Raw genomic sequence first — 14680 nt, 5'->3', positions numbered from 1 at the left:
GACTTAATTTAACACCGACACAACGTAATTCCTGGTTTCCTGAAACAGCGCATCCGCCGGGTCACCCGGCCTGTCCAGCAACTGCAAGGCCAGGCTTCTTTCCTGAAGCTGGGGAACTATGTAGCAAGCCACCGCCTTGGTCCAGGCGTTACAGCCGCTCCCGGTTAAGATCTCCCCGATGACGCTGGCTGTGCCCCTGGTAGCCTGCCGCGGCAAAACCAGCTGCTGGCACCTGATGTCCTGCATCAGTTCGACCAGGGCGTCCAACTTAGTGAAGAACTTCTTTGGCAGGAGCAGCTCGAGCATCTCCAGTGCGTTTGATAGCTTATGGCTGTCCCTCAGCTGCTCCACCTCTATTACCCGGTCTATCTGCTCCCGGTGGTACACCAGGGAGAGCCCTTTTAGGACGTTCCGGACGTCCTGCTGCAGCTCTGAACACAACGCATTGCGCAGCAACTCAACAGTATTATCTGGCAGCAAGGCAATGTAATAGCCTACTTTCGTGTGGCTCTGGTGAAGTTTCCTCATGAGCCAGTGCTTCAGTTCCTCCTGCATGGGAAGCGATAGACTGGCTTTTTTTGCCCAAAGGGCCTCCACCACAAGATCAGCCTTATCCGGGCTGCTTCTGAATACACGCTCCAGGAAGGCAGTGGAATTCTCTCCCTTTGTTTTTGCGGCCACCTTTATAAATATGGCCAACAGAGGATCGGGTAGCAGGGAGACAGGATAGTGCTCTGCTGTATAAAGCTCATCCCCGAAGTCGGGCAGGGTTCGTTGCAAAATGCCCTGGTCTTCTTTTCGTCCGGCAAGCTGCAACAAATGAGGTAAGTACTGAAACGCTTTTACCTTACCTGCCACCGCTACGGCTCTCTGCCAGACCTGCCGGTCCTTATCTTTCAGCAAACTCTCCAGCCCTTGTATCCCATCCGGTAGCTTCGTCTCGGCTATCACATCCAGCGCTGCCAGTTTATCAGGTGTACCTCCTGTCATCATTTTCTGTAACTCCTGCATAACGACCTTGCTCACGTTCTCATTCCGAGGCTGGAGCAACAGGCCTTCCATCGCCGCTTTCCTACAGTCGGGGCTTAGCTGACGCAACGCCAGCTCCAAGGCCCCGCCTTTCTCCCGATCAAGAAAGAACAGCGCTTTCAAGAGCAACGGCTTTAGCCGGGGAACCAGATTTGCCTTTAGCTGCTCCCGCAGGATGGGTACGGCCTCGATCATGCTCTTTTCCATGACCTTCGCAATTACATACTCTTTCACATCCAGGAGCTTGTGCTGCAGCTGCTGCAACAGCAGTTCGCTCAGTTTGCTGTAGCCAGACCTTTCCAACAAGTCCAGTGCATGAATCACCTCTTTGGGTTTATGCCCCTTCGCCTTCTGAACAAGCAGGTCTATGACGGTCCTGTCGTTTAGGAAGAGCTCGCTTCCGGCAAAGTAGCCTCTCGCCAGGGCCTGCATCAGTGTCTTAAGGTAGGCCTTACGAACAAAGTACACGCTAGAGGCCCAGGCAAGCAGCACCAGCATAAGGATGGACGACACAAGCGGTATAGCCACATGGTCGTAGTGTTGCAAATAAACGGTCAGGAAGCCGCCAACAGCCAGTAAGGCAAAAGGCAGCGTATACCCTTTAGCAATCAGATGCCCCTTTAACCGCACATGCGGGTGCAGGGGTTGAAAAAGCACAAAGAACACGGGTTCCTGTATGGTGGAACGAAGCACCTCAAAGAGGAGTACCATGGTTCCAAACGCGTACAGGTGTACCGTTAAAGCATCATTGGCAAGTAGAATAAAGCCATTTACCAGAAAAAGCACCACCGGAGCAAGCAACAGCGAACTGGTCAACCCTAACCGGGCAATTACCCTGCTACTGAACATTAGCTTAAAGACAATAGCCAGCAAACGCCCCAAGGCAAAAAACACCGCGATAAAAGTGGCTAGCTCATGGCTGCTTTCGTAGTTTACCTTGATCTCGGAAAGAAAAGTGAAATCGATAAAAAAGATGATCGTGTAAGCTAGCAGCGACCAGAGAGCCAGGTAAAAGATAAGGTGGTTCTGGAAAAGCGAGGAGACAAAGGAAGTCCCCCTCACCTGTGTTCTGTGCTGGTGTATGTGCTCCTCTGGCTCCAGTAGCCTTTCATGCCTCAACCTGCCTAGCAGGGCAAAGGCCACGGTAAAAGCCCCTACTGAAACCCACAGCAAATTTAGCACGCCCACAAAGGGTACCAGCACGGAGACGGAAAGATACCCCAGCATTTTGGCCGGTATATCACCGCCTCCGACAACGGAGAAGAGGCGCCTGCTTTCCCGCACATTGAACAGGATAGCAGTCATGCCCCAAAAGGCATACCCGATCAGCATATAGATGATAATACTCCAGGTGGCGAGCCACAGAGGCGACCACCCGAAAGAATAAAAGTGCTGGATCAGCCAAAAGGTTAGCACTACGGTAACGGAGAAGGCGACCACGACCCGCAGGCACCTGAGGGCGGACACCATCGCCTCTAAACGGGCATACAGGTAATTAAAGACTAAAAGCAAGGCCGCTGCCGCCAAGTACACCAAAGGGAATACCTTTACCTCATAGGCAGACAGAAAAAGTGTCAGTGAACTGGTAAACAGAAAGGCTGTGGCAATACCAAGGCAAAACTGGATCAGGAACAGCTCTCTGACCAATTTCACCTCACCAGGCTTTACATTTAGTAGCAAAGCGAACCTCTTGCCCATAAAGTAGCGGATTTAAGTTACCAGAAGCAAAGCTTTTCCCTCTCTTTAAATAACACTATGTTTATACATAAGTATTTAATGACATAATTAGACTAATCTACGAACAAAAAGAATAAAAGTAAAGCTGCATCACCCTTATCCATGAGATAATAAGCAAGTTACAACATCAACTGGAGCAGGCTGCCAGGTAGATGCAAAAAAGGGAGCCAGGCGCACGTGCCTGGCTCCCTTTTTTGCATGTATTTGCTTTTGCTTCTATAGACCGAAATAGTAATTTATTCCCAGTTTAGCTGTCCAGTAGTAGTCGTTAAAGCGGCCCTGGGCGACTTCGTCCAGACCATCGTCGAGCATGTAAGAACTTGCGGCGCTTAGGTCTAGGCCAATGTTGCGGGTTAGCAGGTACTCGAGCCCTACCCCGGCCTTTAAGTAAGGGTTAAGCCCCCGGTCACCAAAGTCTTCAAAAATCTCGCTTACTCCGGATCCCATCACCAAGGCACCACCCCCGAGTTGTACATAAGGCGTATACCTCATTTTAGGGAACAGGTTATAGTTCAGGTTTATCTCCGCGTAATTAATCGTGACATCAAAGATCTCGCTCGTCGCCAGTACACCGCGTCCCAATTTTAAGTCTAGCCCGAGGCCATTGCGGGAACTTATCTTTAGCCCCACATCTGCCACAGACCTAATCTCTGGGTCAGCATAGTCTCCCCGGTAGAGCATCGCTCCGGCAGCGGCACTGATGCCTACCAGGCTGCGTCTGTCCTCCAACAGGTTCCCGTGGATGTCCGCGTTAGCGATGTCCTGCTTCTCCTGTTCGTATTCCCGGATAATAGGAGAGTTAATGTCGTCTGCGTTTTGCAGTTTCCAGTAGCCCTCCTTAATTCCCTCTATCACCAGGCTCTGCACGGCCTTGTTGATCGCTTCTTTCACCGCAATCTCGGTGGGCTCGTTGTAGGTAAAGCCGGTTTCTACTTCCAGCAGGCGTTTGAAGTTCACGTAACGGAACACCCCAAAATCCACGGCCTGTGACAGGATCGTTTTCGTGGTGTAGACAGATTTCAGCACCTCCCCCGTACTGGTGGATATAGCCCGCAGGTATACGGTTACTTTATCCTCGCGGTACTGTCCGGAGCCGCCAGCCCCGAAATAACGCAGGCCGGCACCACCGGTAATCACATTGGCGTCATAGGAAATAATACCGCCTTCCAGCACAACGCCAGCAAATAAGAGGCCCGGCAGGTTGGGTTCTCTCTTCCCGGTGATCGCCTCTGCCTCAGCCCGGGTGGAGCGGATGATTTTGCGCTCGTTCAGCAGGTTGCCCAGATTCTCTCGCTCGATTGGGATGAACCACTCTGATTCTGCCAGGGCGTTAATCAGGATAGAAGTGGCGCCTTGCGTAACAGCCGTAGACCAGTTGGCTCCTAATTCCGAGGGCTTGTACTGGCCGGTCTGGTCGCGGAACTTATACACGGCCGCCACGATCTTTTGCTGTGGAGCCGGCAGGTCAAGCAAGTCATCGCTGTTCGGCGCCGGTGCCCCCAACATAGCCCTGGAAGGTTGCATGGGCTGGTTGAAGTACGGGACACAGGAAGGAAAAAGGCATACAAGGGCTAAGAGGAACAAGGCCTTAGGGCCTTTAAATAACTTGTGCTGCATAAAATAAGGGTGATATGCGCGTTGTAAAAGGGTTTGGCGGGAAAGGTAAGCTTCAGAACGGAGGGGTGGCTTATTAGTAGTATGGGATGGTAACGGTGGTTTGATTACCAGTTCCAGTATCTACAATCACGATGTTGATGCCGGCACCTCCCTCTGTTACGTCGATTTGGTAATTACCGATGGTGTAGCTCCCTGGTTCCAGGCCGTCCTCCCCAAACTGGGCGGTAACCAGCTGCCGGGAGAGCTGGTTAAGAATCTGCCGGTTCAGGTTCTCCTTAAAGTCGGTCAGCGGATCCCGGTTCAACAGGCTGGATGTCTGCTCGTTCGGGTCCTTCAACTTGTCTTGCGCCTGCGCCGAGCTTAGCATCCAGGAGTAGTTATAGGGATTGCCGCCGAAGGCTGGGTTCTTGGGCGTGTACACGATGTCTTGCGCCTGTACGCTGTTTGCTGCAAATGAGGCAAACAAAAACAACGTGAGTGAGTAAAGCAGTTTTTTCATAGGGTGAAAACGTAGATTTATTTTTTAGTAGACCTCCCGGGCTTTGCGGCCTTCGGCCTCCAGTTGCTTGTTCAATTCATCCTTTACCAGGTACTCATAAACCGCCCCCACCATGTAGGAGGCAATCTCCTCTATTATGTCATATCGGGGTTGCATGGCCTGCTCAAAGAGCTTTTCATCGTTCACTGACAGGCTAACGATGGAAGTGTTTCCCCGTGCCGGCATCTCCTCTATTAGTATCGTATAGTTGCTGGCCATGGGCGGTGCCTCCCACTGACGGTTAAACACCTCATAGAAGTCACGCCCTATCTTGGTGATGGTCTCATCAACGATCAGGCCGTCGATCTCTAGATCGGCAGAGCGCTTTATATGCTGCTCATAGGGGCTCCGCTGCTCGTACGACTCGGGCAGCTCTGTCCGCTTACGCTCGGTCGTGTCCTGCGGCACTAGCTTTTGAACCCTGCCCTGCTCTTGGGCAAGCGCTTTGTTCGCCATCCCAAGCCCCCCTACATATAACAAGATCAAGCAAAGTAAACTTCTTACCATTGGTACGAACTCGCGCTGTGATGAATATACAAGCAACATTATATATGCCTTATACTGTATTTAGTTCAAAAGGTTACTGGACAAAGTAAATAATCCCTCTTATTTAGCCAAATAAACCCACGTATAATACCAATTCACCAACACTTCTCTACCCAACATATCTATCCAACATAGAAATCAGGCCTTACGAGGAAAAGACCTGCCCGAGCCTCCTCTCAGGCTATATGGGCACCCCTCTCTTTAGCTTAAGAAATATGGTCAGGCAGTAAAGCCACTGCAAACGGAGCCACTTGCAGCTTTTATGCAAGCGATCTGTAGAGAAGCTCTATGTAAACAAGGGCTAAGAACTGCCGTAGGTATCTTAAACGATACATTTACTATGGCAAAGAAATCATTTCAGGAACTGATAAACAGTCCGGGCATGCCCGTGTTGGTGGACTTTTATGCCGACTGGTGCGGCCCCTGTAAAACCATGAACCCTATCGTGCAGCAGGTCGCAAGCCAGTATAACGGGAAGTTAAAGGTGATCAAGATAAACGTTGACAATAACCAGGCGGCGGCGGCACAGTACCGGGTACAGGGGGTACCCACCTTTATTCTTTTCCATCAAGGGCAGCAGGTATGGCGGCAGGCAGGGGCTGTACCGGCACACCAGTTGTCGCAGGTTATACAGCAGTACGTGCATTAACCGGGCATTGAACAACAGAAAGGCTGATCGCTTTCTGAGTGGGGAGATCAGTCGTTGGGGGCTGCCTTCAGCTGCAGACTGAACACAGTAGGGCCGCCCGGTTGGGTATTCACCCAGATGTTCCCTTCATGTTGCCGCATGATCTGTTTAGAAAGGCTAAGCCCAATACCGGAACCTTGCTTTTTATTTGTGTAGAAGGGAATAAACATCTTGTCCTGCACCTCTTCCTCAATACCCGGTCCGTTATCTCTTACATCTATACGCACTTTCCCTTTCTCCTGCTCCGCCGCGTGAGCCGTAACTTCCACACGTGGTTGCGCTACTCCCTGGCAGGCTTCCACTCCATTTTTAACTAAGTTTATCAGCACCTGCTCCAACTGCTCGGCATCTGCCAGCACTTCCATTTCCCCCTCCGGCAGGTAAACCCTTAAAGCTACCCGCAGGGCTTCTGCCTCTGCCTGCAGCAGGGTATGTACATTGCGGAGCAGGTCACGCACCTTTACCGGGCGTAGCTCTGAGCCCGGCAGGCGCATAAGGCGGCGATAGTTCTGCACAAAATGAAGCATACCCGCACTGCGCTTCTCGATGGTCTGCAGCCCTGCCTGCATGTCCTCCAGGGTTTCTTCATCGATAGGGGCACCTGCCGCCTGCTTTAAAATCACTTCCTGCTCCAGCAAATTAGCTACTGTCGAGGTCAGGGAGATTACCGGAGTGATGGAGTTCATGATCTCATGGGTCAGTACCCGGATCACCTTTTGCCACGTCTGCAGCTCCTGCTCCTCCAACTCCTGCTGTATATTCACCAGTGTCACGATCCGTACCTTCTTGCCCTGCATCGCCAGTTCCGTCGCATGCAGGGTCAGGAACTGCTGCTCCTGCCCAGCCTGCAGCGCTACCAGGGACTTCTCGCCATGGCCTGTATCCCGCAGTGCCCGGAGCAGGTCCGGGCTACGGTTTTCCAGTGCCTGGATATGCCCCAGGTACGGCACATGCAAGAGCTCCTTTGCGACCTGGTTTATCAGCTGCACCTCTCCTTTCTCATCGAAACTAAGAAGACCAACGCCTACCTGCTCCACAATGGCCAGTAAGTATCGGTAATGCACTTCCTTCTCCGCCTTTATTTCCCGAAAGGCATCAGATACTGCATTAAAGCTCTGATACAGGGCATGGTAGGAGCTGTTAGCACCCTCGGTGGCAAAGCGCTGGGTAAAATCAGAGTGGCGAATCGCCTCCAAAAAGCTGGTGATGTCCCGGTTGGTGCGTTCTACGAAATGGATGAGACCATAGACCTGCGCCAACACCAACAGCAAGAGGCAGAAAGCGGCGATGTACCAATCGGTGCGGTAGATAACCAGCAAAAACACAAAGATCCCGACAACCAACAGCAGAAGGCGTAGGAGCAGGTTCAGCCTGAAACCATTAAAGACCATGCTTCTCTATTCTTCGGTACAGGGCGGTGCGGGTAATGCCTAGTTCCTTGGCCGCATGCGTAATATTGCCGGCGTGCTTCACCAGGGCTTTCTGCACCATCAGTTTCTCCAAGGCCTCCAGGGTATAATCATTCTCTTCCATGTTGAGCGGCGCCTGCTTCTGCTCTGCCCCGGGCTCCCCTGGGGCAAAGTAAAAGTCGTCTGCCTGCAACTCGTTGCCATCGCAAAGAATCACGGCTCGCTCTATGGCGTGGTCCAGTTCCCGGATGTTGCCTGGCCAGTGGTATGTGCTTAGCCGGCGCAAGGTATTCTGGCCTATCTGGAGGGCCGGCCGCTCGTACTTTTGGCTATACACGTTCAGGAAGTGCTCTGCCAGCAGTTTCACGTCCTCCCGCCGCTCGCGCAGCGGGGGCAGGTGTATCTCCACGGTATTGATGCGGTAAAGCAAGTCTTGCCGGAAGGTACCCTCCCGTACCATCTCATATAAAGGCATGTTAGTGGCACAGATCAGGCGAATATCAATGGGGCGGGGCTTGTTCGTTCCCAGGCGAATGATCTGCCGGCTTTGCAGGGCTGTCAGCAGTTTTGCCTGCAGGCCCAGCGAAAGATTGCCGATCTCATCCAGGAAGAGAGTCCCGCCCGACGCTGCCTCAAAGCGCCCGGCCCTGTCCTCCTTGGCATCGGTGAAGGCTCCCCTGGCGTGGCCAAACAACTCGCTCTCAAAAAGCGTCTCGCTTACCGCTCCCAGGTCCACTTTCTCAAAAGCTTTCCCGTTCCGCTTCGACCGCTGGTGTAAGGCACGGGCAGCCACTTCCTTGCCAGTGCCATTCTCCCCTAAAATCAATACGTTGGCATCAGTCCCGGCCACTTTGTCTATGGTCTGATACACCCGCTGCATGGCCGCTGATACCCCGATAAAGCCATCATAATGGAAGGCTGTCCTGTTGTTTTGCGCAGCGGCCCCGCCATTGCCGGACACCTCTTCCCCTTTCTTCTGGCAGGCGGTTTTAAGGATAGCCACCAGCTTTTCATTTTGCCATGGCTTCAGCACAAAGTCTGTCGCCCCTTCTTTCAGTGCCCGTACGGCCAGTTCTATATCGCCATAGGCCGTCATGAGGATAACACGTGTGCCTGTGGACAGTTGTAATATCTGCTTCAGCCAGTGTAAGCCCTCTTTGCTGGAGGTGGCGCCTGTACTGAAATTCATGTCCAGCAGCACCACATCAAAGGCATGCTCCGCCAGCAGGGCCGGTATCCGGTACGGGTCCGATGAGGTTAAGACAGTCGCAAAATGCTGCTTGAGCAGCAGCCTTCCGGCTAGCAAAATGTCCTCTTCGTCGTCAACGATCAATATTTTACAAGGAGCTTTACTCATTTTTCAGTGGCACGTGATCAGTAGATTTGTAGATAAAAGTACGTTTTTTTTGAGCAAAATAGTATTTCTGTTCCGGAAGCACCGGTTAGGGCACCAACTGGCCCTGTGTACCTAATCTTGTTAAAGGCGGACACTGTTCGCTAGCAGACACTAAAGTGTCCGGTTCCGTACACTCTGGCCCTTCCATAAATGAACGAACCTTTATAAATACCTATAAAACAATCACTTATCATTAATGGCATACTTATTGGCAAACTGATTACAGAAACTGTGAAAAAAGATCGCCACTACGACACGCAAGAAAATGGACCGAGTAATTGAAAAGAAGAAAAACACGCCGAAGAAAGTAGCTATCATTGCCGGAGCCGCCGCTCTTTTGGTACTGCTTATCTACAACCTGCTTTTTGCCGAGCATACCTCCAAACTGAACGTGGACAGCGAGCGCGTGACGCTGGGCAACGTGCAGGAGGGCATGTTTCAGGAGTTCATCGCCATTGACGGCACAGTGGAGCCCCTGAAGACATTTTACCTCGATATTACAGAAGGCGGCCGGGTAGAGAAGATTTATACGGACGACGGTCGGATGGTAGAGAAAGGGGACACGATCCTGAAGCTTTCGAACACCACCCTGCAGATCGACTTTATGACACGCGAGACACAGCTCTATGACCTGATGAACGAGCGCCAGAACTCGGAGATCACCATGAAACAGGACCTGATCCGCAAAGAAAACGACCTGGCAGAGATAGAATACAACCTGGCTCTGGCAAAGCGGAAGTACGAGCGCAACAAAATGCTGATAGCCGAGAAGGTAATCCCGCAAGAAGAGTACGAAGCCTCTAAGGACGAGTTTGAGTACCTGAACAAGCGCAAGAGCCTGGCAGAGCGCTCCGTGAAGCAGGACGCCAAACTGATGAACGACCGCCTGATCCAGCTGGATGAGTCTATCGGCAGAATGCAGGCCAACATCAACATGGCACGCAACACCCTGAACAACCTGTATGTGGTCGCCCCTTTTACTGGACAGCTCTCTACCCTGAAGGCTGAGGTGGGTGAATCGAAGGCACCGGGTGAGAACATCGGCCAGATTGATGACCTGAACGGCTACAAGGTAAAGGCCAACATCGACGAGCACTACATTTCCCGCGTGTATCCTGGCCTGCACGGTTCTTTCGACTTCAACGGGAAAACTTACAAAGTGAGCATCACAAAAGTGTTCCCGGAAGTGCAGAACAACACCTTCCAGGTAGACATGGAGTTTGTGGAAGGAGCCCCGGAAGGAGTTCGCCGCGGTCAGACACTGCAGATCAAACTAAACCTGAACGATGGGGCACAGGCGGTACTCTTGCCACGGGGGGGCTTTTACCAGAGCACAGGCGGTAGCTGGGTGTTTGTGGTAGACAAATCCGGTGAGTACGCGACAAAGCGCAGCATCAAACTCGGCCGCCAGAACCCGAACTACTACGAAGTGGTGGACGGCCTGCAGCCAGGCGACAAAGTAGTCCTCTCCTCATATGACAGCTATGGGGACATCGACAGGCTTGAACTTAAATAGATGACAGACGAGGTGGGGGTTGATAGTCAGGCTTATAACATGCACATCGCCACATCTCTCAGCCTGCGAATAAATAAACTGCCTTAAGTACAAAATAGAACTATTCAAAAAAGACAACCTCTAAAGACACGGATCATGAACAAGGAAGAACTAGTAATCGAAACACAGAACCTGCAAAAGAAATACATCACCGATACAGTGGAGACTACCGCCCTGGCAGGTGTTGACTTAAGCATCAAAAGAGGTGAGTTTGTGGCCATCATGGGTCCTTCCGGCTGCGGTAAGTCTACGCTATTGAACATCCTGGGCATGCTGGACAGCCCTTCTTCCGGGGTTTTTAAATTCCTGGGACAGGACATCAGCAATGCCACAGAGCGCCAGCGTGCCAAGCTGCGCAAGCATAACCTGGGCTTCGTGTTCCAGAGCTTTAACCTGATCGACGAACTGACCGTGGAAGAGAACATCGCCCTTCCGCTGGCTTACCTGGGTGTGTCCAAGGCAGAGACAAACAAAAGAGTGCAGGAGGCCATGGAGCGTATGGGCATTGCCCACCGTCGCAACCACTTCCCACAGCAGCTGTCCGGTGGTCAGCAGCAGCGCGTGGCCATTGCCCGTGCCACGGTGTCTAACCCCGCCCTGATCCTGGCCGACGAACCGACCGGTAACCTCGACTCAGTGCACGGCCGTGAGGTGATGGCCATGCTGGCAGAGCTGAATGAAAGCGGCACGACCGTTGTGATGGTAACACACTCCCCTTCTGATGCTGAATACGCGCACCGTATCGTGAACCTGTTCGACGGTCAGATCGTGACAGAGAACCTGAACGTGAAGCGCCATGCTGCGGAACTACTTTAAAATCGCCTTCCGCAATCTTTTGCGGAACAAGGTGTATTCCACGATCAACATCGTAGGGCTTGCCATTGGGGTAGCCTCCTGCATCCTGATCTTTCTGTATGTAAAGGATGAGTTGAGCTATGAGAACCACTTTAGCAAGGCTGACCGGATCGTGCGTGTTGCCGGCGAGGTGATTTTTGAAGGACATCAGGATGCCTTTTCTGTTACCCCTCCCCCTTTGTATGATGCCGTGCGCGAGTTCTCCGGTGTTGAAAGCGTAACCCAGTTCTTTCAGGCTGGCAAGCAGACGGTATGGTACCAAGACCAAAGCTTTACAGAAGATAAGCTGCTTTTTGCTGACAGTGCCTTTTTCAGGGTGTTTGACTATGCGTTTGTAGCCGGCAACCCGGCTACGGCTCTGAGCACCCCCAACGCTATTGTGCTAACAGAAGAGCTGGCCCAAAAGTACTTCGGAGGCGCCGCACAGGCCATGGGGCAAGTACTGCGCTTCAGCAAGGATTCTTATACCGTGACCGGGGTCTACCGTGACCAGGGACACTCCCATATTGCGGCCTCGGGGCTACTTTCGCGCCTTACCGTTGATTCTCAAACGCCAGAAGACGTCCGGAACAATCAGTGGTTTAACCTAAACCGCTATACCTATGCCCTGCTACCGGACCCGCAACACATCCCGGACTTTCAGAAGCAACTGGACGTACTCACGGAGGCTCACGTAAACCCATGGATCAAAGAGAACCGCTTGAGCGCACACGTCAAGTACATCGCGCAGCCCCTGAAAAGCATCCATTTTGATACACGCTACGGCGGGGACGGTCTCAGCCCGAAAGGTAACATCTCTTATGTATACATTTTCGGGGCAGTAGCAGTGTTCCTGCTGCTTATTGCCTGCATCAATTACATGAACCTGGCTACGGCACGCTCTGCCAAACGAGCCAAGGAAGTAGGACTGCGCAAAGTGGTAGGGGCTGATCGTAGCCAGATCATCTGGCAGTTTATAGGCGAGTCTGTGCTGCTAACGCTGATAGCTGTGCTGTTGGCGCTGGCATTGGTGCAGATTTTTATACCGAACTTTAACACGCTTACCGATAAGAACTTCACGTCCGACTTTTTCATGCATTGGGAGTTCCTGTCTGTAGTGCTGGCCATCGTGCTTTTCGTGGGCATAGTGGCAGGCAGTTATCCGGCCTTCTTCCTCTCAGGCTTTAAACCAGCCGACGTGCTGAAATCAGACAAGCACCCCAAAGGTGGCAGCGCCACGCTGCGCAGAGCGCTGGTCGTGCTGCAGTTCAGCATCTCCCTTATCATGATCATCGGCACGATCGTAGTGTTCATGCAAATGCACTTCCTGAAGAATTCTGATTTGGGCTTCAAAAAGGAGCAGGTGATGGTGATTGACATCCCTAGCGGAGACTCTACCCTGGTACAGCACCTGCCCCTGATCAAACAAAAGCTGGAGCAGCACCCAAAGGTGTTGCAAACCTCGAATACCTTGAGCATACCCGCCGAAGGCCTGAGCCGCACGCTGATGCTGATGGAACAGGACGGGGAAATGGTGGAAAAAACCATGGACGCGATTGCCGTGGATCATGATTTCATCCCCGTGCTGGGCATCCAGATGCAGGCTGGCCGTAACTTCTCCCCGAACATTAAAACCGACGAGAGGAGCGGCATTATTATAAACGAAGCAGCGGCTAAATGGCTTGGCTGGGCCGACCCGCTTGGAAAAAAGGTTATCACCGGCAACGAGGAAATAGCAGACAACAGCGCCAGGGTAATAGGCGTGGTAAAAGACTTCCACATTACCTCGCTCCATAGCGAGGTGCAACCGCTTGCTATCTTTTTAGTTCCTCAGTCGGCCGGTTACCTGTTGGCGCGGCTCGCCCCGGAAGACCAGGCGGCCACCATCCAGTTTATACAGGAGCAGTGGCGCACATTCGATCCGGAACACCCGATGGAGTACTTCTTTATGGATGAGTTCTTTGACAAACAGTACCGTGCAGAAGAGAAGATGCTGACCGTGTTCGGCTACTTTGCCGGCCTCACCATCCTGATCGCCTGCCTGGGTCTGTTTGGCCTGGCCTCTTTTACCGCCGAGCAACGCACGAAAGAGATCGGCATCCGCAAAGTTTTGGGCAGTTCCGTCTCTGACATTGTGCTGCTGCTCTCCAAAGACTTTGCCCTGCTGGTACTGCTTGCCATTGCACTGGCAAGCCCGATTGCCTGGTACGGTATGCGCCAATGGCTGCAGGACTTTGCCTACCGGGTGGACCTAAGCTGGTGGATCTTTGCCATAGCTGGCTTTGCAGCCCTTGCTATCGCCTTGTTAACAGTAAGCCTGCAAGCCGTAAAGGCTGCCCTGCTGGACCCCGTTAAGGCACTCAGAACCTAGTAAGAAAAAGCGAGGCGGGGCTAAGAGAAAAACAAGTACAACATGCAGCGGGCTCACAGAACCTGCGCACAAAAAAATGGCTCAACCATGAACACAACAACAATGAAAAAGACATCGCTACTCCTTTACCTCCTGCTAACGGCTCATGTGCTGCTCGCCCAGCAAAGGCATACCTTTAAACAGAACATTCCTGCCACCGGAATTAACAAAGGAACAGTGCGCATAGAAGTGCCCGCAGGTGTTTTGCAGGTAAAGGCAACGGGCAGCAACTTCTTGGACACCCAGGTGCAGTACGGGCAGCCCAGTTGGAAGCCAAGCCTGCACCTGAATAAAAACAACGGCGTGGCAGACCTCCGGCTCACTCAAAAGGATATAACGGATGGAGAGGACAACAACGATAACAAGTGGACGCTGAACCTCAGCAAGAACATTCCCACTGCCCTTTACCTGGAGATGGGAGCAGGAGAGTCGAGTTTAGACCTGAGCAACAGCCAGGTGCGGCAACTGGATGTGCAGGCAGGCGCGGTGGCCTTAGACATTAACCTCAGCAAGAGCCAGCTACGACAGGCAGACATAAAAGCTGGTGTAGGGGAACTGAACCTGGACCTGCGCGGCGACTGGGACCATGACCTGACAGTGGACATTGCCGGCGGCATTGGCGAAATAAACCTGAAGCTTCCGCAGCATACAGGCGTACGGCTAAAAACAAGTGGCCTCGGGAGCCAAGACCTGGCCGGCCTGAAGGATGCGGGCAGCTACTATAAAAACGATGCCCTGGGCAAAGCCAGGCATACCATCACCCTGAACGTTACAGGGGCGCTGGGCAGCATTAACGTGACAGAATAGAAGCAAAAGACAGTTGTTTGTAAGGTGAGCTCCGGCGGCGCAGGCACGTCCTCCGCCGGAGTACCTTGCCTCTTACAGGACGAAGGCTGATCTTTTTAGAGCCAGGCAACCAAG

11 protein-coding genes are annotated in these 14680 nt (G+C 52.5%); 5 read left to right on the top strand and 6 right to left on the bottom strand.

The window, feature by feature from the left end; genetic code table 11:
- Positions 1–3 precede the first annotated feature (3 nt).
- The 4 genes from CHB92_RS06050 to CHB92_RS06035 all read right to left on the bottom strand — a co-directional run bounded on the left by CHB92_RS06050 (position 4) and on the right by CHB92_RS06035 (position 5377).
- The gene (locus CHB92_RS06050) at positions 4–2682 is read right to left on the bottom strand and encodes an MFS transporter (RefSeq protein WP_144266275.1); all 2679 of its coding nucleotides are present in this window, start codon (positions 2680–2682) and stop codon (positions 4–6) included.
- 300 nt (positions 2683–2982) lie between these two features.
- Positions 2983–4290 (bottom strand): CsgG/HfaB family protein, encoded by a 1308-nt coding sequence (locus CHB92_RS06045; RefSeq protein WP_245842333.1) that lies wholly within the window; start codon positions 4288–4290, stop codon positions 2983–2985.
- A gap of 166 nt (positions 4291–4456) precedes the next feature.
- Positions 4457–4882, bottom strand: coding sequence for a curli production assembly/transport component CsgF (locus CHB92_RS06040; protein WP_089318291.1), 426 nt, complete (start codon positions 4880–4882; stop codon positions 4457–4459).
- Between the two features lie 24 nt (positions 4883–4906).
- Positions 4907–5377, bottom strand: coding sequence for a CsgE family curli-type amyloid fiber assembly protein (locus CHB92_RS06035; protein ID WP_179222968.1), 471 nt, complete (start codon positions 5375–5377; stop codon positions 4907–4909).
- A 430-nt stretch (positions 5378–5807) separates the two neighbouring features.
- Between CHB92_RS06035 and trxA the strand changes: the two genes are divergently transcribed.
- On the top strand, positions 5808–6116 hold the full coding sequence (gene trxA, locus CHB92_RS06030; protein ID WP_089318289.1) for a thioredoxin: 309 nt from the start codon (positions 5808–5810) through the stop codon (positions 6114–6116).
- Positions 6117–6163: 47 nt separating this feature from the next.
- On the opposite strand, the gene CHB92_RS06025 is transcribed toward trxA, so the two are convergent.
- Together CHB92_RS06025 and CHB92_RS06020 are read right to left on the bottom strand one after the other, a co-directional pair.
- Positions 6164–7546 carry a sensor histidine kinase gene (locus CHB92_RS06025; protein WP_089318288.1) on the bottom strand — a complete coding sequence of 461 codons (1383 nt, stop codon included), beginning with the start codon at positions 7544–7546 and terminating at the stop codon, positions 6164–6166.
- Positions 7536–8921 (bottom strand): sigma-54-dependent transcriptional regulator, encoded by a 1386-nt coding sequence (locus CHB92_RS06020; RefSeq protein ID WP_089318287.1) that lies wholly within the window; start codon positions 8919–8921, stop codon positions 7536–7538. Before CHB92_RS06020 ends, CHB92_RS06025 begins: the two co-directional genes overlap by 11 nt.
- A gap of 304 nt (positions 8922–9225) precedes the next feature.
- Here CHB92_RS06020 and CHB92_RS06015 point away from each other — a divergent pair, with 304 nt between their 5' ends.
- From CHB92_RS06015 to CHB92_RS06000, 4 genes are all read left to right on the top strand, one after another.
- The gene (locus CHB92_RS06015; RefSeq protein ID WP_089318286.1) at positions 9226–10476 is read left to right on the top strand and encodes an efflux RND transporter periplasmic adaptor subunit; all 1251 of its coding nucleotides are present in this window, start codon (positions 9226–9228) and stop codon (positions 10474–10476) included.
- A gap of 135 nt (positions 10477–10611) precedes the next feature.
- Entirely contained in the window at positions 10612–11331 is a 720-nt protein-coding gene (locus CHB92_RS06010) for an ABC transporter ATP-binding protein (RefSeq protein ID WP_089318285.1), read from the top strand.
- The gene (locus CHB92_RS06005) at positions 11312–13720 is read left to right on the top strand and encodes an ABC transporter permease (protein ID WP_089318284.1); all 2409 of its coding nucleotides are present in this window, start codon (positions 11312–11314) and stop codon (positions 13718–13720) included. The genes CHB92_RS06010 and CHB92_RS06005 overlap by 20 nt, the downstream gene beginning before the upstream one ends.
- 102 nt (positions 13721–13822) lie before the next feature.
- Positions 13823–14566, top strand: a complete 744-nt coding sequence (locus CHB92_RS06000; RefSeq protein ID WP_179222967.1) for a toast rack family protein — start codon at positions 13823–13825, stop codon at positions 14564–14566.
- The last annotated feature ends 114 nt before the right edge of the window (positions 14567–14680 follow it).

It is taken from the genome of Pontibacter ummariensis (assembly GCF_900188175.1).
Classification (GTDB): Bacteria; Bacteroidota; Bacteroidia; order Cytophagales; family Hymenobacteraceae; genus Pontibacter; species Pontibacter ummariensis.
This window is presented reverse-complemented; position numbering and strand designations above follow the sequence as displayed.

What these genes read in the sequence shown, in the direction of transcription:
- CHB92_RS06045 (WP_245842333.1), bottom strand. Translation starts at nt 4,290, where the DNA reads ATGCAACCTTCCAGGGCTATGTTGGGGGCACCGGCGCCGAACAGCGAT.
- CHB92_RS06040 (WP_089318291.1), bottom strand. Translation starts at nt 4,882, where the DNA reads ATGAAAAAACTGCTTTACTCACTCACGTTGTTTTTGTTTGCCTCATTT.
- CHB92_RS06035 (WP_179222968.1), bottom strand. Translation starts at nt 5,377, where the DNA reads ATGGCGAACAAAGCGCTTGCCCAAGAGCAGGGCAGGGTTCAAAAGCTA.
- trxA (WP_089318289.1), top strand. Translation starts at nt 5,808, where the DNA reads ATGGCAAAGAAATCATTTCAGGAACTGATAAACAGTCCGGGCATGCCC.
- CHB92_RS06025 (WP_089318288.1), bottom strand. Translation starts at nt 7,546, where the DNA reads ATGGTCTTTAATGGTTTCAGGCTGAACCTGCTCCTACGCCTTCTGCTG.
- CHB92_RS06020 (WP_089318287.1), bottom strand. Translation starts at nt 8,921, where the DNA reads ATGAGTAAAGCTCCTTGTAAAATATTGATCGTTGACGACGAAGAGGAC.
- CHB92_RS06015 (WP_089318286.1), top strand. Translation starts at nt 9,226, where the DNA reads ATGGACCGAGTAATTGAAAAGAAGAAAAACACGCCGAAGAAAGTAGCT.
- CHB92_RS06010 (WP_089318285.1), top strand. Translation starts at nt 10,612, where the DNA reads ATGAACAAGGAAGAACTAGTAATCGAAACACAGAACCTGCAAAAGAAA.
- CHB92_RS06005 (WP_089318284.1), top strand. Translation starts at nt 11,312, where the DNA reads ATGCTGCGGAACTACTTTAAAATCGCCTTCCGCAATCTTTTGCGGAAC.
- CHB92_RS06000 (WP_179222967.1), top strand. Translation starts at nt 13,823, where the DNA reads ATGAAAAAGACATCGCTACTCCTTTACCTCCTGCTAACGGCTCATGTG.